The organism is Planktothrix sp. PLAVEN19ND (genome assembly GCF_057220675.1).
The window spans coordinates 1,236,551-1,257,174 of sequence record NZ_CM170132.1 but is presented as its reverse complement, the minus strand read 5'-3'; the positions used below and the strand labels follow the sequence as shown (position 1 = coordinate 1,257,174).

At 39.5% G+C, this 20,624-nt stretch carries 19 protein-coding genes and 1 pseudogene; 9 read left to right on the top strand and 11 right to left on the bottom strand.

Features of this window, described 5'->3' with window-relative positions; translation table 11 throughout:
* The first annotated feature begins 54 nt into the window (after positions 1 to 54).
* Positions 55 to 1,320: a glycosyltransferase gene (locus tag AC2D3N_RS05450; RefSeq protein ID WP_484693024.1), complete on the top strand. Its 1,266-nt coding sequence runs from the start codon at positions 55 to 57 to the stop codon at positions 1,318 to 1,320.
* A gap of 17 nt (positions 1,321 to 1,337) precedes the next feature.
* On the opposite strand, the gene AC2D3N_RS05445 is transcribed toward AC2D3N_RS05450, so the two are convergent.
* Positions 1,338 to 2,420 (bottom strand): AI-2E family transporter, encoded by a 1,083-nt coding sequence (locus AC2D3N_RS05445; protein WP_079679164.1) that lies wholly within the window; start codon positions 2,418 to 2,420, stop codon positions 1,338 to 1,340.
* A 135-nt stretch (positions 2,421 to 2,555) separates the two neighbouring features.
* On the opposite strand from AC2D3N_RS05445, the gene AC2D3N_RS05440 reads away from it, so the two are divergent.
* Positions 2,556 to 4,466, top strand: coding sequence for a GTPase family protein (locus tag AC2D3N_RS05440; RefSeq protein ID WP_484693023.1), 1,911 nt, complete (start codon positions 2,556 to 2,558; stop codon positions 4,464 to 4,466).
* A gap of 123 nt (positions 4,467 to 4,589) precedes the next feature.
* Positions 4,590 to 6,320, top strand: a complete 1,731-nt coding sequence (locus tag AC2D3N_RS05435; RefSeq protein ID WP_484693022.1) for an Rqc2 family fibronectin-binding protein — start codon at positions 4,590 to 4,592, stop codon at positions 6,318 to 6,320.
* 23 nt (positions 6,321 to 6,343) lie between these two features.
* Here the strand turns inward: AC2D3N_RS05435 and AC2D3N_RS05430 are convergent, their stop codons facing one another.
* The 4 genes from AC2D3N_RS05430 to aroB form a co-directional block, all read right to left on the bottom strand.
* Complete coding sequence (locus AC2D3N_RS05430; protein WP_079679160.1) at positions 6,344 to 6,742, bottom strand: type II toxin-antitoxin system VapC family toxin; 399 nt, start codon at positions 6,740 to 6,742, stop codon at positions 6,344 to 6,346.
* A 4-nt stretch (positions 6,743 to 6,746) separates the two neighbouring features.
* The gene (locus AC2D3N_RS05425) at positions 6,747 to 6,992 is read right to left on the bottom strand and encodes a hypothetical protein (RefSeq protein WP_079679158.1); all 246 of its coding nucleotides are present in this window, start codon (positions 6,990 to 6,992) and stop codon (positions 6,747 to 6,749) included.
* A 90-nt stretch (positions 6,993 to 7,082) separates the two neighbouring features.
* On the bottom strand, positions 7,083 to 8,111 hold the full coding sequence (locus tag AC2D3N_RS05420) for a peptidoglycan recognition protein family protein (protein ID WP_484693021.1): 1,029 nt from the start codon (positions 8,109 to 8,111) through the stop codon (positions 7,083 to 7,085).
* 208 nt (positions 8,112 to 8,319) lie between these two features.
* Positions 8,320 to 9,429 (bottom strand): 3-dehydroquinate synthase, encoded by a 1,110-nt coding sequence (gene aroB, locus AC2D3N_RS05415; RefSeq protein WP_484693020.1) that lies wholly within the window; start codon positions 9,427 to 9,429, stop codon positions 8,320 to 8,322.
* 113 nt (positions 9,430 to 9,542) lie between these two features.
* On the opposite strand from aroB, the gene petL reads away from it, so the two are divergent.
* Positions 9,543 to 9,647, top strand: a complete 105-nt coding sequence (petL, locus tag AC2D3N_RS05410) for a cytochrome b6-f complex subunit PetL (RefSeq protein WP_484693019.1) — start codon at positions 9,543 to 9,545, stop codon at positions 9,645 to 9,647.
* 108 nt (positions 9,648 to 9,755) lie between these two features.
* On the opposite strand, the gene AC2D3N_RS05405 is transcribed toward petL, so the two are convergent.
* Positions 9,756 to 10,448 carry an ISAs1 family transposase gene (locus tag AC2D3N_RS05405; protein WP_484693018.1) on the bottom strand — a complete coding sequence of 231 codons (693 nt, stop codon included), beginning with the start codon at positions 10,446 to 10,448 and terminating at the stop codon, positions 9,756 to 9,758.
* 10 nt (positions 10,449 to 10,458) lie between these two features.
* Between AC2D3N_RS05405 and AC2D3N_RS05400 the strand changes: the two genes are divergently transcribed.
* From AC2D3N_RS05400 to AC2D3N_RS05390, 3 genes are all read left to right on the top strand, one after another.
* Complete coding sequence (locus AC2D3N_RS05400) at positions 10,459 to 10,791, top strand: hypothetical protein (protein ID WP_484693017.1); 333 nt, start codon at positions 10,459 to 10,461, stop codon at positions 10,789 to 10,791.
* Positions 10,778 to 11,332, top strand: a complete 555-nt coding sequence (locus tag AC2D3N_RS05395; protein WP_484693016.1) for an RNA-guided endonuclease InsQ/TnpB family protein — start codon at positions 10,778 to 10,780, stop codon at positions 11,330 to 11,332. Before AC2D3N_RS05400 ends, AC2D3N_RS05395 begins: the two co-directional genes overlap by 14 nt.
* A 113-nt stretch (positions 11,333 to 11,445) precedes the next feature.
* A complete protein-coding gene (locus AC2D3N_RS05390; RefSeq protein WP_484693015.1) occupies positions 11,446 to 11,586 on the top strand; it encodes a hypothetical protein in 141 nt (46 codons plus the stop codon).
* A gap of 119 nt (positions 11,587 to 11,705) precedes the next feature.
* Here AC2D3N_RS05390 and AC2D3N_RS05385 read toward each other — a convergent pair whose 3' ends face one another.
* The 3 genes from AC2D3N_RS05385 to AC2D3N_RS05375 form a co-directional block, all read right to left on the bottom strand.
* Positions 11,706 to 12,146 carry a slr1601 family putative cell division protein gene (locus AC2D3N_RS05385; RefSeq protein ID WP_484693014.1) on the bottom strand — a complete coding sequence of 147 codons (441 nt, stop codon included), beginning with the start codon at positions 12,144 to 12,146 and terminating at the stop codon, positions 11,706 to 11,708.
* Positions 12,147 to 12,398: 252 nt separating this feature from the next.
* On the bottom strand, positions 12,399 to 12,494 hold the full coding sequence (psaM, locus tag AC2D3N_RS05380) for a photosystem I reaction center subunit XII (protein ID WP_026788242.1): 96 nt from the start codon (positions 12,492 to 12,494) through the stop codon (positions 12,399 to 12,401).
* Between the two features lie 34 nt (positions 12,495 to 12,528).
* Positions 12,529 to 12,813 (bottom strand): hypothetical protein, encoded by a 285-nt coding sequence (locus AC2D3N_RS05375; RefSeq protein WP_484693013.1) that lies wholly within the window; start codon positions 12,811 to 12,813, stop codon positions 12,529 to 12,531.
* Positions 12,814 to 12,846: 33 nt separating this feature from the next.
* Between AC2D3N_RS05375 and AC2D3N_RS05370 the strand changes: the two genes are divergently transcribed.
* Complete coding sequence (locus AC2D3N_RS05370) at positions 12,847 to 13,545, top strand: TerC family protein (protein ID WP_484693012.1); 699 nt, start codon at positions 12,847 to 12,849, stop codon at positions 13,543 to 13,545.
* Positions 13,546 to 13,591: 46 nt separating this feature from the next.
* On the opposite strand, the gene ndk is transcribed toward AC2D3N_RS05370, so the two are convergent.
* Complete coding sequence (ndk, locus tag AC2D3N_RS05365; RefSeq protein WP_079679348.1) at positions 13,592 to 14,041, bottom strand: nucleoside-diphosphate kinase; 450 nt, start codon at positions 14,039 to 14,041, stop codon at positions 13,592 to 13,594.
* Positions 14,042 to 14,170: 129 nt separating this feature from the next.
* Here ndk and speA point away from each other — a divergent pair, with 129 nt between their 5' ends.
* Positions 14,171 to 16,162, top strand: coding sequence for a biosynthetic arginine decarboxylase (speA, locus tag AC2D3N_RS05360; RefSeq protein WP_079679347.1), 1,992 nt, complete (start codon positions 14,171 to 14,173; stop codon positions 16,160 to 16,162).
* A gap of 114 nt (positions 16,163 to 16,276) precedes the next feature.
* Here the strand turns inward: speA and AC2D3N_RS05355 are convergent.
* A pseudogene (locus AC2D3N_RS05355) lies at positions 16,277 to 20,593 on the bottom strand (amino acid adenylation domain-containing protein); the annotation flags it as partial.
* Positions 20,594 to 20,624 lie beyond the last annotated feature (31 nt).

The following is a 20,624-nucleotide window of genomic DNA, read 5'->3' as shown; positions in this document are numbered from 1 at the left end:
GTTTATGCCAGAAATTAGCCGATTTTTTGGGGCTGTAATTACATTGATTTTAAAATGGAAAATTTAATTTTAACTTTAACGCTATTCTCTTTAATAATATGGATAATATTATTAGGATTTAGAGGTCAATTTTGGCAAGGAGATCAACGGCTTTCTGAGGTTCAAGAACCGTTATTAAATTATCCTTCTGTTGCTATAATTGTTCCGGCTAGAAATGAAGCCGAGTTAATTTCTACGAGTTTGCGATCGCTTCTCAATCAAAACTATCCTGGTTCATTTTCTATTATTTTAGTTGATGATCAAAGTAATGATGAAACAGCAAATATTGCCCAGGAAACTGCTCAAAGTTTAAATCAAACAGACAGATTAAATATTATTACCTCTCAACCTTTACCTGCGGGATGGACTGGGAAACTTTGGGCGATGGAACAGGGAGTTAAATATATTTCTATGTTAAATTATATCCCCCAATATATTTTATTTACCGATGCTGATATTGAACATTCTCCCGATAATTTAAAGCAATTAGTTGAAAAAGCCGAAACCGAAAACTTACAATTGGTTTCCTTAATGGTTTTATTACGTTGTCAAAGTTTTTGGGAAAAATTATTAATTCCAGCTTTTGTATTTTTCTTTCAAAAATTATATCCTTTTCGTTGGGTAAATCACCCTCAAAGTCAACTGGCGGCGGCGGCGGGAGGATGTATTTTAATTCGTCAGGAAGCATTAACTCGCATTGGGGGTTTATCTATTTTAAAACAAGCATTAATTGATGATTGTTCCTTAGCGCAAGCGGTGAAGAATACCCCCCCAACTCTCCTTGGTAAAGGGGGAGAAGAAGGGGAATTACTAACACCCGTAAATCAGGGTTTTTCTATAGGGAGTTTTATCTTTCCTTTTACATCGAAATCCTATTATCCGATTTGGTTAGGGTTAACAGAAACAACCCACAGTTTAAGACCCTATCCTAATTTATCAAGTATTTGGGATATGGTAGCCAGAACAGCATTTAGTCAACTGAATTTTTCGACTCTGTTATTAGGATCAACCCTAGTCGGTATGGTTTTAATTTATTTCATATCACCTCTAAGTTTAATCTGGGGAATGGTTCAGGGAAATGGGTTAATTATAGTCTTAGCTTTATTAACGGGGTTATTGATGGAAACCGCCTATTATCCCACCCTAAAACTCTATCAGCTTTCTCCAATTTTGGGATTAACTTTACCATTTATTGGATTTTTATATGCCTTAATGACTTTAGATTCCGCCTTGAGATATTGGCGAGGAAAAGGAGGAAGTTGGAAGGGAAGAACTTATTAAAAAACCCGGTTTCTAGGTCAGGTTTTAGCTTCAAGAGAATCTTTATTCCCTTCTTTAGATTGCATTTCTTCAATATCTAATAAATTAACAATCACGCCCGCAATAGGAACGGATAGAAATACGCCTAAAATCCCAGCAATTCTAGCCCCAATCATCAAAGCAAAAAACAAAACTACAGGGTTAATATTCACAGAACTTTGCATAATTTTAGGGCCAATAAAATTATCCTGAATTTGCTGTAAAATCACACTGACAACGACTACTTGTAACATCACAAACCAACCACTTTGAATTAAAATAATTAAACTAATGATTAAAATTCCCAAAGTTGCCCCAATTCCTGGGATGAAATCAAATAAGCTAATAATAATCGCTAGAGACAAAGAAAAAGGTATTCCCAAGATACTATAGACTATAAAACTAGATACTCCTAAAAAAACTGATAGTAAAAGTTGACCTCGAAAGAAGCCCAGAAAACTTCTTTGAACAGCTAAAGAAAATTGGTTACGATAGCTATAAGGAACTGTTTTTAATAATAAAAACCATAGTCTTTCACCATCAATTAGCATAAAAAATGAAATAACAAAAATGATAACGAATGAAAGGAATGTATTCGGTAAAGAAGAAAAAGTACCGACAAGAATACTCGCGAGTGTGACTAAAGACTTATTAAATTCAGCTTCTAGGGGAGCGAGATTAATATTAACTTTCCGATTGGTAAAAAACTCTTGTAAATTGTCAAAAGGATTATCTGTTGAGGTTAAATTTTCAACAACAAGAGAGAGAAGCTGTTGAAACTGATTGAAAAACATCGTTCCCAGGGCTAATCCTGTTGCAACTACGATGAATAGACTCAAAAATAGAACAATTCCTAACGCAAACCCTCGACCCAAATAGCGTTCTAAATATCGCACAGGATAGTTGAGAAGAAACGCAAAAATGGCAGCTAAAACAAAGGTAAAAAAGATACTTTCAAAATAGTTAAAAATTAAAATTAATGCCCATCCAGAGGCAAAAAACAATAAAAATCGCACTAAACCATTCGTGCTAATCTGGTTCCAAAAAGCACTATCTTGAGAATCTGGGGGTAAATTATCCATTGGAACGACTCAATTTTAGCCAACCTTAACATTTTAGCGGATCTTGTTGACTTACAATCGCACTTTCTTAATCGGTTAAATTCTGATTGAATGATCTATCTTTAACAATAGTCTATGAATTTTGAGGAAGCAACGATGATTAGACTCAAACTATGGCAATGGATGGTATTGATCGCACCGATGGCAATGATTGTGATTTTTTTGCTAACGGCGGCGGGGGTCACGATTCATGATTGGGGAATGAATTGGATTTGGGCGGTATTTACCTTGATTTTTGTGGGTTGGCGTTGGTTATTAGTCCAATGGACTCAACCAATGCTGAAAGAGATGGAAACCGTCACAGCCAAATTTAATGAGGAACTAGAATTATCCTTGGATCAATCGAGATTACAACCTTCTACAAATTCCAATATTACTCAAGTTGAAACAGCCCTACAAGAAATTTTAAAAGCAGCCCAGAATGATCCGCCAATTTGGGAAGATAGTTCGATTTTTTGGAAACGCTGTCAAGATGTGGTGACAACCGTAGCTAATATTTATCATCCTGAAGTTCAATATCCTATTTTGAGTATTTATATTCCCCAAGCCTATCAATTAATGCGGGGAACTATGGATGATTTGGATCAATTAATCCAAAAGTTATCTCCAGCTTTAAATCAAGTAACCGTTGGACAAGCCTATCAAACCTATCAAGTTTATCAGAAGTTAGAACCCTCGGCTCGTAAACTTTTAAAAGTCTGGAATTGGGCGCAATGGCTGTTAAATCCAGTATCCGCTTTAGCGCGGGTTTCGACCCAAAAAACTACCAATCAAGCCACACAACAATTATTAGTTAATTTGAGTCAATCTTTACGAGAAGTGGCTTTAAGAAATTTGTGTTGTCAAGCGATCACCCTTTATAGTGGAGACACCTTACCCGTAACGGAATTTTCTGTTAATAATCTTTCCTTTCCTCAAGCAAAAACCCAAGCCCTCCGGGATATTTTAACAACGACAGAACCGATTAAAACCTTAGAACAAAAACCCGTTAATTTGCTCTTGGTTGGACGTACAGGGGCAGGAAAAAGTAGTTTGATTAATACCCTATTTCAAATGGATCAAGCCATCGTCGATGTCTTACCCAGTACCGATCAGATTCAAAATTATCAGTGGCAAACAGACACCGGAGAGAGCCTGAATTTATGGGATACTCCGGGTTATGAACAGGTGAATCGTCCTGAGTTACGAGAACAGGTTTTAGACTATGCAACTAACGCAGATTTATTATTATTAGTCACCCCTGCCCTTGACCCAGCTTTGCAGATGGATGTGGATTTTTTACGCGAGATCAAACAGCAGGAATTAGAGTTACCCATTATTACAATTATTACCCAAGTTGATCGCTTACGTCCCATCCGCGAATGGCAACCGCCCTATGATTGGCAATGGGGAAATCGTCCCAAAGAAAAAGCGATTCGAGAGGCTACAGAATATCGGTTAGAACAGTTAGGAGAATATTGCGATCGCGTGTTACCAATTGTTACCCAGGATAGTCAAACCCAGCGCCAACCTTGGGGAGTAAATGGGTTATCTATTGCTATTTTAGAAACGATTAATCCCGCTAAACAAATGCGTTTAGCTCGATTTTTACAAAATCAAGAAGCTCGAATTGTTGCCACGGCTAAAATCATTGATCATTATACCTTTCAAATGGCAACAACTCAAGGATTAGCGGCGTTATTAAAAAGTCCAATTCTGAGATTTATTTCTACCTTAGCCACAGGATCTCCGACTTTAGCCTTGTTACTCGCAGAAAAAATTCCCGTCGAACAATTACCCGTTGTCATTGGTAAATTACAGATGGCCTATGACTTATTTTTATTATTAAATTCAGGAGAGTCTGATCCGATGAATTTTGATTTACTAATTCTCTGGCCGTTGCTATTAGAAAATCCCAATCCCCCAGACAAAAATGCTTGGGCATTTGGTCATGCTTTGGTGGAATATTGGACACAAAAACTAACCATAGAACAAATGCAGCAACGGTTTCAATTTTATTTAAAGTAGGGAAAAGTTTAACGGGTTAAACTTCAGAGATATTTCTCTCAAATAATCTGGTTCTAAAAGATTAGGTCAGGTGGGAAAAATAGTGAGACAATAGGGAAGGGTTAAGGCGATCAGACAAATATTATGCAATCTTTTGATTTAACAACATTAATCGCCAGTTGTGGTGAACTGCGGCAAGACTGGCTTCCAGCGCGGTTAGAACAGGTGTATCAACGCGATCGCTTTACGATTTCTTTGGGCTTACGCACCCTAAAAAGTCGAGGCTGGCTTGATATTTCTTGCCATCCCCAAGCGGCTAGAATTTGCATCGGTGATCCTCCTCCTCGCATTCCTGATACCTTTACTTTTAGTGATCAACTTCGTCATCAATTGGCGGGATTAGCATTAGTTGAAATTCGGCAAGTTGACCCCTGGGAACGAGTTTTAGATCTGCAATTTGCCCAACGTCCGGGGGATACTCCCCTATGGCATTTGTATGTGGAAATTATGGGGAAATATAGTAATGTAATTTTAACGGGATCGGACAATATTATTGTTACGGCTGCCCATCAAGTGAATCTACAACAATCGAGTGTTCGACCCATTTTAACCAATCAATTCTATGAACTTCCCCCCAAATTAACCGAACCAATTCCGAGTTTAAATGAAGATCAATCCCGTTGGCAAGAGCGGGTTAGTTTGATTCCCAGTGCTTTAAAACAACAACTATTAAAAAACTATCGAGGTTTAAGTTCTGGGCTAGTTCAAGCCATGATTGAAACTGCGAGTTTAGATCCAACTCAACCCACTAATAGTTTAAATTCAGAAGACTGGAATCGATTATTTAAAAGTTGGCAAACTTGGCTAAAAACCCTAGAAAATCAATATTTTATTCCCAATTATACTACAAAAGGCTATGATGTTATCCCTTGGAATTTAGAAAATATTTCTGAAGTTAAATCGGTTCAAATTTTACTCAATACTTATTATACAAATCAGTTAAATCAACAGGAATTTCAGCAACTGCGTCATCAAGTCAGTCAAAAACTTAATAGTGTTTTAACTAAATTACAAGTTAAAGCGGATCAATTTATTCAACGGTTACAACAATCCGATGAAGCGGACGATTATCGGGCAAAAGCGGATTTATTAATGGCTTTTCTGCACGAATGGAAACCAGGCATGAAAGAGATTCATTTACCGGATTTTGAGACGGGAAACCCGGTTAAAATACCCTTAAATCCCGAGAGTAATGCCGTCCAAAACGCTCAAAGTTTATATAAACGACATCAAAAGCTAAAACGGGCGAGAATTGCCGTTGAACCCCTATTAAATGAAGTTAAAACCGAAATTAACTATTTAGAACAAGTCGAGTCAGCAATTAGTTTAGTTGAAACCTATCAAACCGCCGAAGATTTACAAACCTTGGCCGAAATTCGAGAGGAGTTAATTCAACAAGGGTATATTAATATTCCTGATTATCGCAGTCCTAATGCTACTGTATCAACACAATTCCATCGTTATCAAACCCCGAATCAGATTGAGGTTATAATTGGTAGAAATAATCGTCAAAATGATCAGTTAACCTCTAAATTAGCGACGGACTATGATTTGTGGTTTCATACTCAAGAAATCCCCGGAAGTCATGTTTTATTACGGTTAAACCCCGGACAGGTTGCTGATGATATTGATTTACAATTTACGGCTAATTTAGCAGCCTATTATAGTCGAGCTAGAAATAGTGAACAAGTTCCGGTTATTTATACTAAACCTAAGCACGTTTATAAACCTAAAGGGGCTAAACCGGGGATGGTGATTTATAAACATGAAACCGTGATTTGGGGGAACCCTCACCAGGCAAAAATCCCATTGTGATATTAATATTTTTGTGATTGTTTTTAATTGGAGTTTAACCAATTTTCTACTTGTAAATTAGGAATATTTTCAAAATGTCGAATATTATCTGTGATCAGAATAAACTGACGAGAACGAGCGACTGCTGCAATTATAGCATCCAGTTCTCCGGTCGGTTTTCCAATTTTTCTTAATTCAGCCTGTATCTTCCCAAATTCTAAGGAAGCTGGTAAATCAAATTCAATAATTGGGATTAAACTGATAAATTCATTTAAGGTTTTTAAATTATCCTCAACTCGACGAGAACAATACACCCCTTTATATAATTCGGCAATCACAATTGTAGACAAGTAGGATGTCTCTGTTTTGACAGTAAACTCAGAAACAGCCAGAGGATTATTTTTTAATAAAGCAATACAAATATTAGTATCTAGTAAATACATAATTTTAATCAAAATCAATCATTTTTCTACCTTGATAGTGATGGCGTTCTTGATCTATTTCTGAAAAAATCTCATCGAGTTCGGGTTGATTTTGCCACGCTCCAAAAATAGCTCTTAAACGGTTCAGGCGTTCCGATAAACTTAAAATTGGTACTGTTTTAACTTCAACGGTAATTTCTACGCCGTCAGGTAGGTCAATATCTTGAAATAATTCAATGGTCTTGCCTCTTTTTATCCCTTTAACTTGCATAGTATCCTTAAAAAGTTTTGTGGTTCAAAATTAGCTGTTCTCTGTTCTCTGTTCTCTGTTCCCTGTTCCCTGTTCCCTGCTATAACTATTTTAATTCAGATAGGCAGATTGACAACTAATCATAATTTCCTGAGTCCGGGGTATTGATTGTAAATATTGCGAAAACAGTTGAGCATCAAAACTTCTAGGATCTCGCCTTTCTCCCGAACGGTCAACCGCCGCATGGGTTGTAATTCGGGCATCAGGAACTCCGGTTTTTGCTATTAACCAGGCTAAAGATTGATATTGTGCGGTGGTATAACCACTGTGAGAATTGGCATTATTTCGACCATCTACAGGGGTTTCTAAAGAAACATGATAGGCAAAATTATTCACCGAAGGCGGACGTTTAGGATGGGTTTTTACGGTTTCCGTTCCCGTTGAACTAGCAAACACCGAATTTCCCGCACCAAAAGCTCTTAAATCCGGGGGAACAATATAAACAATATCCCCGGTTAACATAATTAAAGTATGATAACTGGCTTGATTATCCTCCGAAGCTTGGGCATTTTGGAACAAATTTACCGCACTATAAACATCCGATACCGTTTCATGGATGACCACAATCGGGGCATTATTCACCGCTTGGCCGTTAATATCATATAAAAACCGTTGTCCGTAATTCGTCCCATTCGCCATGGCTTGATACTCATTCGGAGTGTAACCCGCCCCCCCTGGAAGATTGGCCGTTTGCACATCCGTTGGTCGGCGAAACCGATATAACGTTACTGGATTAACGGGTGGCCCAGGTCTACCATTAACTGGGGGGTTCGGGTCGGGTTGTAGGGCGCAGGTTCCCGGCACAGGAACATTATTAACATTAACCAGGGTTTCTGGTTGTGGCTCCTTCACCTTGGGCGGTTCTGGGGGTTTCTCATCCGCTACCAGTTTAGTCTCTGCGGGTTCCGGGGGTGGAGAGACCGTTTCCGCCATCACCCGCTCCAAGGGCAAAGGGGCAGGCTGTTGTTGCCATAATGTCATCCCCTGTGCCACAATCCAATCTCGATTTTTCAGTCCAATTGTCGCCCCCACCGCTAGTAAATAGAGGGTTAACAGTAGAATCGGAGTCCATTTTCTCATGGGTGAGTTTAGCCAGGTTTAAGTGCAGTGTTTTCCAGTGTACTACGACAAATAATCAAGCAAAAAAAATCCACTGGTGATGAGCCAGTGGTGAGGAACGAAACGTGATTTGGGTGTGAGGAGTTAACTTGCCTTTGATTTATAGATTATCGTCAGGATATGAAGTTAATGTGTCAATCCGATGACATTAATATGAAGTTTTGCCCATCTAAGCCGGACAATGAATGGGAGAAGTTTCTAATACTTGACGAATTATATCAGAAGTGACAATATCTGTTACCGTTGCGGCTCCGATGCGGGTCGGTAAAACAAATCGGACTTTTCCAGCTTTAACTTTTTTATCCGTTTGTAGACTCTCTAAAATTTCATCAATCTTGAGTCCGGGGGGGAGTTGGGTCGGTAATTTTGCCTTTTCAATGATCTCAAATTGACGGCGATCGCTATCTTCATCCCATAATCCTAATTTAAGCGCAATTTGACTGGCGGCGACCATGCCAATTCCCACCGCCTCCCCATGAATTACCACGGTATATCCGGTTAAACTTTCAACGGCATGACCAATGGTATGACCATAATTCAAAATTGCTCTTAACCCCGATTCTTTTTCATCTTGACTCACCACATCAGCCTTACTTTGACAGGAACGGGTTAAAATTTCTTGTAACAATCCACTATCTAAAGATTGAATATTATCTAAGTTTTGGGATTGTTCCAATTTATCAAATAATTTATGATCCCAAATCACACCATATTTAATCACTTCTGCCATTCCCGCCCGAAATTCTCGCTCAGGAAGGGTTTGCAAAACATCGGGATCAATTAAGACTAATTTCGGCTGATGAAATGCCCCAATTAAATTTTTTCCTTGGGGATGATTTACCCCGGTTTTACCCCCAATAGACGCATCAACCATCGCTAATAAAGAGGTGGGAACCTGCACCACATTAATTCCGCGTAACCACGTCGCCGCCGCAAACCCGGTCATATCTCCAATAATTCCTCCCCCTAAAGCAAGCATCGTGGAGGAACGTTCTAGTCTATGTTTTAACGCTGCATCATAAATTGTTTGCAGGGTTTGGGGGGTTTTGTATTCCTCTCCGGCGGGAAGGGTACAAATAGCCAGATCAAACCCCGCTTTTTCTAAAGCTGTGCAGGTGCGTTCTCCATAATAATTAAAGATTTCCGGGTTAGAAACTAATAATACTTTTTTGCCTAAATTTAAGGAGGTCATCTCCTCCCCTAATCTGTCTAAATTTCCAGCACCGATGGCAATATTATAGGATAATAAACCTAAATTTACCCGAATCAACGACTCCATATTTTTCCTTGATTAACTCACTCTTAAAAATTGTATGCCATTTTTAACCCGTTACGGATAGTCACAGAATGATCACTCATGATTCAATAGAGTAATGTTTATGGAGATGTCTAATGATTACAGCCGATGGTGCGATCGCTTACTTGGTCATCTATGCGGGTGCTTTAGTCGCAGCAGTGGGAATCCTATTTACCCTGCGTGCAGTTAAACTGATTTAATTCTACCCTGTAGAGACGAGCCACGGCGCGTCTCTACCCGTTGTTGCGCTTCAGCGCATCTTCTCTTAATGCAGGGCGTTTTCATTTTCCAAAATGCGATCGCTATCTTCAAAAAAAATCATCAAGTTTTCCGGTCAAATTACCTCTAATTTTAATCAGATAAGTTAGAAATATTAAGAATGAACAATTTTGATATTTATTGACAGCAAAAAATAGCCATTTATTTCCCAACCATGACTGTCCCTCTTTTATTGAACTAAAACCCAAACTTCTGTATATATTCAAAACTAATGTTACTAATAACGAGAATTTCCCCGCTACGTCTATCCCTTTTATTCCTGATTTATCTTCATTAAAATTTACATCTTTGACCCAATGTACTTGATTTTCAATTAACCAATGTGCTTTAATTTTTTCTGCAAATGTTTTCGCACTTAATTTCTGACTACTAATATAATATAAGGTTTGATTATATTCTTGATCACCCCGAAAACCTGTTCTTTCTACCTCAATAAAACTTTGAAGATGAGGATAATTTTTATGATTCACATTTTGGCTATCAAATACCGATACTTTTCTGCTAATATTTCGTCCATGACTAAAATCTTTTTCTTCATATACTGTCAAAGGCTTTTCAACTTTTGCTAATTTTTTGATCTGCTTGTGCAATTTCATTTGATTGCCTTTTACCGTAATTAAATAATCATTTTTGCTCTCAATTATTGCCTGAGTTGTTCCCTTACTACAATGGAGAGCATCGAGAGTAAATACTTTATTTAATAACCCACATTCCTCTATCATAGCGAGAACTTTGGCGTTTTCAGAACTCTGTTTACTTTCTCTCCCCAACTACGCAAAAGCAGAATATAATACAATCGGTAAAAGCGATCATCTTAAAGAGATCCAAACCATGAAAGTTATTTCCTTGTCCGCACATTTTGATGGGCAGTCTATTCAGCTAGATGAACCCTACAAGTTTGAACCAAACACAAAACTTATTATCACAATTCTCCCGGAACAATCAGCAGAATACGAAGCCTGGTTGTACCTGTCAAAGCATCAACTAAACAATGCTTATAGTCAGGATGACGAGTATCCACTGGATGCAATTAAAATAGCAAATCCTGACTATGAAGGAAGCTGATATTGTTCTAACCCCAATTCCCCAAACTGACGGGAAAATCAAGAATCGTCCAGTCATCCTACTCAGGGAATTACCCCCTTATAAAGATTTCTTAGTCTGTGGTGTTAGTACCCAACTACATCAACAAGTGCAGGGTTTTGACGATATTATTACCCGTACCGATTTCCTACATAAGTTATCTACACAGATTGTTCGTGAAAACCAAACAATAGTCTTGGAAGATTTGAATGTGTCAGGGATGATTAAGAACCGGAAATTATCAAGAGCTATTTCTGATTTAGGATGGAGAAGTTTTAGAACTTTCCTAGAAGCTAAATCGGAAAAATATGGTAGAGATTTCCGAGTGATAGACCGATGGGAGCCTACGTCAAAGACTTGCTCTTGTTGTGGATTTAAAATCGGTAAATTAGATTTGTCTGTAAGAAATTGGATTTGTTTGAATTGTGGCACTTCTCATGATCGAGATGTTAATGCTGCAATTAATATTAAAGTCGCCGGAGGGATGCACGGAGACTTTAAACGGACGTGGAGAGAAGGTTAGACTTTCCAAGGAAAGCGCATCTCGGCGAAGCGTCAACCCACCAGCATTTCAACAGCTATCAATTTTTGATTTGTTGAAATAGATGGAATCCCCATCCGTTTACGGCGGGGCGGATGTCAAGCTCTCAATCTTTGATTCGGTTAGGTTTTCTTGCTGTATTGCCTCGTAATCAAATTATCGGTTCTATTGGAGCTATTTCATCAGAGCGACATCGACACTTACTCAAAACTCTGAGTGATTATCTTGTGAATTAGAGAAAGGGGCAATTGCTTTTGTCAGCAATGTTTTTGTACAGGATAGCGATCGCTGTTTATTCTCTAATTATAAATACTAGCTTTGCTTTCCCTTTCACCGCATAAAGTTTTTCTAGGTTCTATTCTAAACCTGCGTAAGTGGTTGTTGGTTCCTCCGCTGATTCTGCTATGGTGCTTGGAGGTTTTTCTAAGAAAATAATCGGCTTTTGAGTGGGATCAATTCGGTTCCCTTGTTCCTGCATAATACTTTTAGTTTGCTGGGGATCAAAATAGCGAGTAAATTCTTCCCTTTCTTTGGTCACTCTTTCTTCTGTGATTTTCACCTCAGCTCGAATATCCTGAAGTTTTTCTGAGGCAGAACGATGTTGGGGCAAAATCTGAATTAAGGCAGAGAGGGCAAACGCAGACAAAATCAGATTGACACCTAACTTGACGGTTGTTTCCACCGTAAGTAGACCCGGGTTATGAATCGGTCGGCGCCTAGAGGTTCGACGCGCACGGGGACGGCGAGAAGGGGAAACGGGTGGAATAATTTGGGGAACAGGTCGAATCGCAGACATGATCTTTTCACTAACGTCACAACGCACGGAACACCAACAGTAGTAGCGGGTTTTAGCTTTCCCTAAAACGGGTAAAGAATTAACATCCGATGCAGATCCCTATAAAAAACTGTCCCGACACCTTTACCGAGTTAACACACAATACTTTATCCCATTTGGGGTTAATTGTCTGCTATTTGGGTTATTTTTGTCGAGACAGATTTAGAAATTGACCAGTTACCAGTGAATTTTCACTAATAAGTTCGAAATTTTCTATTTATACAGTTCGGTCGCCAAACGGAAGGCCAAAATTCCAGGGATCAAGGCAACAACCAGGGCAATATACACCTGAGTATCTGTTAATGCCATTCTTGAATAGCTCCTTCATAAATTGAGATAATCGTTAACCAATGTCAACTAATTTGGGCATTTTGGGAAGGGTATCGTAACAAAAAGTTGAAAAGCGAACAGGTAATGGGTAATGGGTAATGGGTAATGGGTAATGGGTAATGGGTAATGGGTAATAGAAAGAGTTTACCTCCCCTGCTCCCCCTGCTCCCCCTGCTTCCCCTGCTCCCCCTACTTCCCCTGCTCCCCCTGCTCCCCCTGCTTCCCCTGCTCCCCCTACTCCCCCTGCCCCCCATCCTGAGCAATCGGCGACAAAGATGGCAAACTCTAATATAATCAAAAATTAGGACACTATAGGAATCATCAATCGTTAATGTTAGATCTTGATAACGTTCTTGAATTTTCTCGAAATATAGAGTTAAATCTTCTCGTATTACTGCCGATTTTAATTGCCCTAGAAGCAGTATTATCAGCTGATAATGCTATTGCTCTTGCTTCTATTTCCTGTGGATTGGAAGATCCAAAACTTCAAAACAAAGCTTTAAATATTGGTTTATTTTTAGCTTTTATTTTACGAATTATCTTGATCATTACTGCAACTTGGGTGATTAAGTATTGGCAGTTTGAATTATTAGGAGCTTTATATTTACTTTGGTTAGTATTTCGATATTTTTTCAATAAAAGTCAGGAAGATGATTCAGAAAAAGTATTGCGTTATAAGTCTTTTTGGCAAGTTCTCCCCCTGATTGCCGTAACGGATCTGGCTTTTTCTCTTGATAGTGTCACTGCCGCGATTGCCATTTCAGATCGAGCTTGGCTAGTAATTACAGGGGCAACCATCGGAATTATTATTTTGCGATTTATGGCGAGTTTATTTATTAAGTGGTTAAAGGAATATGTCTATTTAGAAACTGCTGGATATTTAACCGTTGGTTTAGTGGGGTTACGATTATTAATGCGGGTGATTGATTCGGCTTTAGTCCCGCCGGAATGGTTAATGGTTGTTCTCACTCTGAGTTTATTTGCTTGGGGATTTTCCCAACGAGTTGCGGATGTCCCGAATAATAGTTAATCGTTAACGGTTAACCGATAATTGTTAACCGCTAACACCATTAAAACTACTCAACTAACCAAGGTTTAATCGTCGATTCCCAGTTGGCTAATTCAGCATCGGTAAACCAGAGACTAATTTCCCGTTGTGCGGTTTCAATGGCATCGGAACCATGGATAATATTACGGCCAATACTAATCGCAAAATCTCCCCGAATTGTACCCGGTTCGGCGGTTAAGGGGTTGGTTGCTCCAATAATTCTCCGGGCAGAAGCTACAACGCCATCCCCTTCCCAGACCATGGCTACTAAGGGGCCGGAGGTAATAAAAGACACTAAATCCTTGAAAAAAGGTCTTTCTTTGTGGATATCATAGTGGCGTTCGGCTAACTCCTGGCTGGCAATCACCAACTTCAAACCAATCAGGGTAAAGCCTTTGGCTTCAAAGCGCCCAATAATTTCTCCCACCAGTCCACGCTGGACGCCATCGGGTTTAATTGCAATAAATGTCCGTTCCAAGGGAATCTCCTTAACTGTGATTCAAGTTCACAATTTAGATTACCGTATCCTTGGTAACAGATGGCTGGTCAAGATTAACTTAAACCGCTACACTGTCTGATGGTTGCTCAACGGCAAGGATAGAAACAGATGGATGTCAATGCACTCGCCCCTAAAACCCAGACACCCGAGGTGACAATGGAGTCCCCCCAGGTGACGGTGAAAAAGACCTGGACAATTGAAGATAGCGAAAAACTCTATCGGATTCAGGGATGGGGTGATCCTTATTTTTCGATTAATGCTGTGGGTAATATTACGGTTTCCCCGAAAGCGAACCGAGGGGGATCTTTAGATTTATTAAAATTAGTCGAATCTCTGAAAAGTCGCAATATTGAATTACCCTTATTAATTCGTTTTCCTGATATTCTTGAAGACCGAATTGAACGATTAAATGCTTGTTTTGCTAAGGCGATCGCCCGTTATAGTTATCCGGGGGTTTATCGGGGGGTTTATCCGGTTAAATGTAATCAAGAACGACATTTACTGGAAGATTTAGTCCGGTTTGGTCAGCCCTATAATTTTGGTTTAGAAGCGGGTTCAAAGCCAGAATTACTCATCGCTTTAGCATTACTAAAAAATCCTGAATCCCTATTAATTTGTAATGGTTATAAAGATCAAGAATATATTGATACTGCCCTATTGGCTCAACGCTTGGGACAGACGGCAATTATTGTTTTAGAACAAATTGAAGAAGTGAATTTAGTCATCGCTGCGAGTCAACAATTAGGCATTCGTCCGATTGTGGGAGTGCGGGCTAAATTAAGTACCAGGGGGATGGGACGTTGGGGTGGATCAACGGGCGATCGGGCTAAATTTGGCCTAACCATTCCTGAAATTATGGAAGTGGTTGAAAAGCTGAAAAAAGCTGAAATGTTAGATAGTTTGCAACTGTTACATTTTCATATTGGTTCTCAAATTTCTTCAATTAGTGTGATTAAAGATGCCCTACAAGAAGCCAGTCAAATTTATGTGGAATTGGCGAAAATAGGGGCAAATATGAAATATTTGGATGTGGGGGGCGGTTTAGGTGTCGATTATGATGGGTCTAAAACCAATTTCCACGCCTCTAAAAACTACAATATGCAGAATTATGCTAATGATGTTGTTGCCGAGGTTAAAGAAGCCTGTGAGGAGCGAAAATTACCGGTTCCCACATTAATTAGTGAAAGTGGACGGGCGATCGCTTCCCATCAATCTGTTTTAGTATTTGATGTGTTAGGAAGTAGTGATATTCCGATGGATGAACCCCCGGCTATTGCTGAAAAAGATCATCTAATTTTAAGGAATTTGGATGACACTTATCAATCTATTAATGAGGATAATTACCAAGAAGCCTATCACGATGCTACTCAATTTAAGGGGGAAGCGATTAGTTTATTTGGGTTTGGTTATTTAAGTTTAAGCGATCGCGCTAAAGCTGAAAAAATTCACTGGGCCTGTTGTCGAAAAATCCTAGAAATTGTTAGAAATTCCGATTATATTCCCGATGAATTAGAAGACTTGGAAAAGATTATGGCTTCAATTTATTATGTCAATCTTTCCGTCTTCAAATCCGCCCCTGATACTTGGGCGATTGATCAATTATTCCCCATAATGCCGATTCATCGATTAGATGAAGAACCGACAAAACGGGCAACTTTAGCGGATTTAACCTGTGATAGTGATGGCAAAATTGATCAGTTTATTGATTTACGAGATGTGAAATACGTTTTAGAATTACATTCTTTAGAACAGAGTGACGATTTATCTCAAAATCCCAATGAAAAACAACCCTATTATTTGGGAATGTTTTTAGCGGGTGCCTATCAAGAAATTATGGGAAATCTACATAATTTATTTGGGGATACGAATGTTGTTCATATTAAACTTACTCCTCAAGGATATCAAATTGAATCCGTGATTAAAGGAGATACTATGCACGAAGTTTTGGGTTATGTTCATTATGATACGGAGGATTTAATTGAAAGTATTCGTCGCCAGACCGAACAAGCATTAGAACACAGTCGGATTAGTTTAGAAGAAGCTCAACTGCTATTACAGAACTATGAACGCAGTTTGCGACGTTATACTTATCTGCATTAATTTCACGAAAAGATAGTATTTTCAGATATTGGGACTTATCTTAATACTTCTGGATTAATGGGACTTTGAATATTTGGCATTGATGCAAACTTTTAACTGTTCGGCTAAAACTTGAACATGAGGTTCTGCCATAATAGTGATATGATTACCCAATACATAATGAATATCTACTGGTTCTGTAGAAAATTCACTCCAGCCTAAAGATAAATCCTGTGAACATTCAGAAACTAACTCACTATTGGGATCTTCTGGCAAATCTTCGTTAGCGCGTAGAATTGTAAGTTGACCCGGATAAATCTGTTCTGGTAAATAATCAACCAGACATAAACAGCTAGTTTTATAGGCTTGTACGATATTTTCCAGTTCGGTAGTTTCGGCATGGGGAGGCAACATATTAGCCATTTTAAAATAGGTTAAAACATATTTTAATTGTTCCTCCACAGCTAAAGGTTGCAGGGTATTGTAGGAAATATCTACATTCTTGTCTAAATAAACTTCTATACCTTTGCTAACTTCAGCTAACCATCTAGCATGATCCCAATTAATATAATCAATCAGCATTTGCTTATCTTTATAGGTCGGTGCTGAAGAATCAATAATTGCTACCAAAGCAACCTCCTGTCCCAGTTTTCGCAACTGTTGAGCCATTTCAAACGCGACGTTTCCTCCATAGGAATGTCCGCCTAAAAAGTAGGGGCCTTGGGGCTGAAAATCTTGGATAGCTTTAATATAAATACTAGCTATATCTTCAATGCTAGTGATCGATCCTAATTCCCGATACAGATCATTTTCAAAACTGTATAAGGGTTGATCTGCTGCTGCCAAATAACGTCCTAAATGATATAAATAAAATGGTCGTCCCCCCGCTCCTGGAACACAAAAGAAAGGTGGATTTGAACCATTAGGTTGAATAGCGACTAAACAGGACTGATGATTGTGATCTGAATCTGTTTGGATAATTGTTGCTAACTGTTCAATAGTTGGATTTTGAAAAAGCGTAGTTAACGGAATATCTTTGTTAAATTGCTGTTTAATTTCGGTCATTAAATAGGGAGCCAAAAGGGAATGACCACCTAGATCAAAAAAGTTATCCTGCACACCAATTTTGTCAATTTTTATCACTTTTGACCAGATTTGCACCAATTTTAATTCTAATTGGTTCCGCGCTTCAATAAATCTCTCTGAATCACTGGTATTATCAGGAGCTTTCAAAGCTCTGCGATCAACTTTGCCATTGGCAGTTAGGGGCAAAGACTCCAGAATCACAAAAGCACTAGGAATCATGTAGCTAGGCAGTTTATGGGTAAGAAACTGACGCAAATCCCTCGTTGTTGGTGTCATATCAGGTTGTGGTACAACATAAGCGACTAGGCGTTTATCCCCAGGATGATCTTCCCTGATAATCACACAAGCTACTTTAACAACCTCGTTTTGACTCAGTACGGCTTCGATTTCCCCCAACTCAATCCGAAAGCCCCGAATTTTCACCTGATGATCAATCCGTCCAATATACTCAATATTCCCATCGGGTAAATATCGGGCTAAATCCCCGGTTTTATATAGTTTACTAGCCCCGGCTTTGACCCCCCCTAGCCCCCCCTTACCAAGGGGGGGAAATTTGCTCTCTAGCCCCTCCTTGGTAAGCGAGGGGAAATTGCTCTCTACCTCCCCCTTGGTAAGATTGCTCTTTAGCCCCCCATTAGTAAGGGGGGGTTGGGGGGGTTCAAAGGAGTCAAGGGGAGAGCCAAAGGGATTAGAAATAAATTTCTCTTGTGTCAATTCCGGTCGGTTAAGATAGCCCCGGGCTAACCCAGCCCCGCCAATATGTAATTCTCCTGGTACACCTACAGGAACTGGTTGCAAATAATTATCTAAAATGTAAACTTGGGTATTAGCGATCGCCTTCCCAATGGGAATTGACTTTATAGTGGTCTCAAGTTGTCTAGGAATAGGATAACAACAAGTAAAAGTTGTACTTTCTGTCGGGCCATATCCATTAATGATTTGCGTAAATGGTAGGGCTTCCAGGGCTTTCTGAACATGAGCAACCGAAAGCACTTCTCCACCAATTAGTAGCTGTTTAATTCCTGATAATGCTTGGGGGTGATCATCAATTATGGCGTTAAATAAAGCCGCCGTCAGCCATAAAATAGTAATCCCATGTTGCTCTATTTCATCCCTGAGACCATTCGCTGTAGGCATATTTCCCGGGAAAAGAACACATCTACCCCCATGCAATAAAGCCCCCCAAATCTCAAAGGTGGAAGCATCAAACGCCATAGTTGCTATCTGTAGAAATCTTTGTTTGGCATCGAGATTAACATAATTTACGCCAAACAAAAGACGATTAACGCCACGATGAACAATTTCAACGCCTTTGGGTTTACCCGTAGAACCAGAGGTATAAATTATGTATGCCAGATTCTCCGCAGAAACCGCACGATTAAGATTATCTTGACTTTGCTGGTTAATGGTCTCCCAATCTTTATCTAAACAGATGACACGGGCTGGATGGGTTGGAAAAGAAGAAACCAAAGACTCCTGAGTTAACAGGACTTTTACCTGAGTATCCGTCAGCATAAAGCTTAGACGTTCTTGGGGATAATCTGGATCGAGGGGTACATAGGCTCCACCCGCCTTGAGAATACCCAATAATCCTATAATCATTTCTAAAGAACGTTCCACACAAATCCCGACCAAGCTGTCAATTTCTACTCCTAAAGATTTTAGGTAATGGGCTAATTGATTAGCGCGACTATTCAATTGCTGGTAAGTCAGTTGTTGATTTTCAAATACTACTGCTACTGCATCGGGTGTAAGTTCTGCCTGTTTTTCAAATAGTTGATGAATACACTGATCTTGGGGATATTCGGTTTGAGTTTGGTGACTTTCAATTAATAATTGATCACGATCGCTTTGACTCAATAAAGGCAACTCAAAAATTCCGATTCTGGGATTAACGGTGATCGCTTCTAATAAAGTTTGAAAATGCCCACCCATCCGTGTAATCGTGCCCTGAGCAAATAAATCCGTGCTATAACACCAAACCGCTTCCAGACAGTCGGAAACTTCCCAGAAGTTCACTTCCAGGTCAAATCTGGCTTGAATATCAATAGATAAAGGCAAATTTTGGATACTTAAACCCGATAATTTGCTGTCGGATTGAGGGGTATTTTGGAGAGAAAATATCACCTGTACTAGAGGATTCCGGCTCAAATCCCGGTCTAGCTGCAACTTTTCCACCAACATCTCAAAGGGCAAATCCTGATGAGCGTAGGCTGCTAGAGTTGTTTGCTTCACCCGTGCTAATAAGTCCAGAAAGCTAGGGTTTCCAGAAAGATCGCCCCTTAAAGCTAGGGTATTCGCAAAAAATCCCATCAGTTGCTCGATGGCGGAATTATTGCGGTTGGCGATCGGAGAACCAATAACAATATCTAACTGACGACTATAACGAGAAATTAAGACGAAAAAAGCTGCCAATAGGGTCATAAACAGAGTTGCCCCGGACTCCTGGCTCAACTGCTTGAGCCGTTGGCTTAAGGCTCGATCAAGTCGAAAAACCTCACCATTACCTCGGAAACTCTGAACTGCGGGGCGGGGATAATCTGTTGGGAGTTCTAAAACGGTCGGTGTCCCGGCTAACTGTTCCCGCCAGTAGTTGAGTTGTCGGTCGAGGACTTCACCCGTTAACCATTGACGTTGCCAAACCGCAAAATCAGCGTACTGGATCGGCAATTCCGCCAGGGGAGAGGGTAAACCTTGAACAAAAGACTCATATAAACAAGATAGTTCGCGAAAAAAGATACTCAAAGACCAGCCATCATAGATAATGTGGTGCATTTTCAACAGCAGTACATACTCCTCGGAACTTAGTTTAAGGAGTGTAAATTGTACCAATGATTCCCCAGCGAGATCGAAAGGTTTTAAGGAAGTAGCGATCGCCACTTCTCGAAGACGCTCGGTTTGTTCCTCCGTCGATAACCCCTGTAAATCCTGAATCGGCAAAGTTACTATTGAGGGGGGAGCAATTCGCTGAATTGGTTTTCCTTCTACCATGGGAAAAGTAGTTCTTAAAACCTCATGACGGCGAATCAATTCAGTTAGACTTTTTTCCAATGCTACCAGATTTAGGGGGCCTGCTAACCGCAAAGCTTCTAAGAGATTATAGGAATGACTATCGGGTGAAAGTTGGTGCAGAAACCAGAGTCGCTGTTGAGCAAAGGAAAGGGGTAAATCCTGATCCCGTGAAACCGGAATAATCGCTAATTCAACAGCACTGGAAGGTTTTTTGGCATCTTTTAAAAATGCCAGAATTTCAGCTTTTCTTGTCCCTATTTCTGCTTTAATTTCCGGTGTCATTGCGCCCTTGGGAGCATGATAGCGTAACTTATCTTCCTCAAGCCAAAGTTTAATTTCTAAACCATTCAAATAAGATAAAAATTCTAATACTTTCACTGGCAAA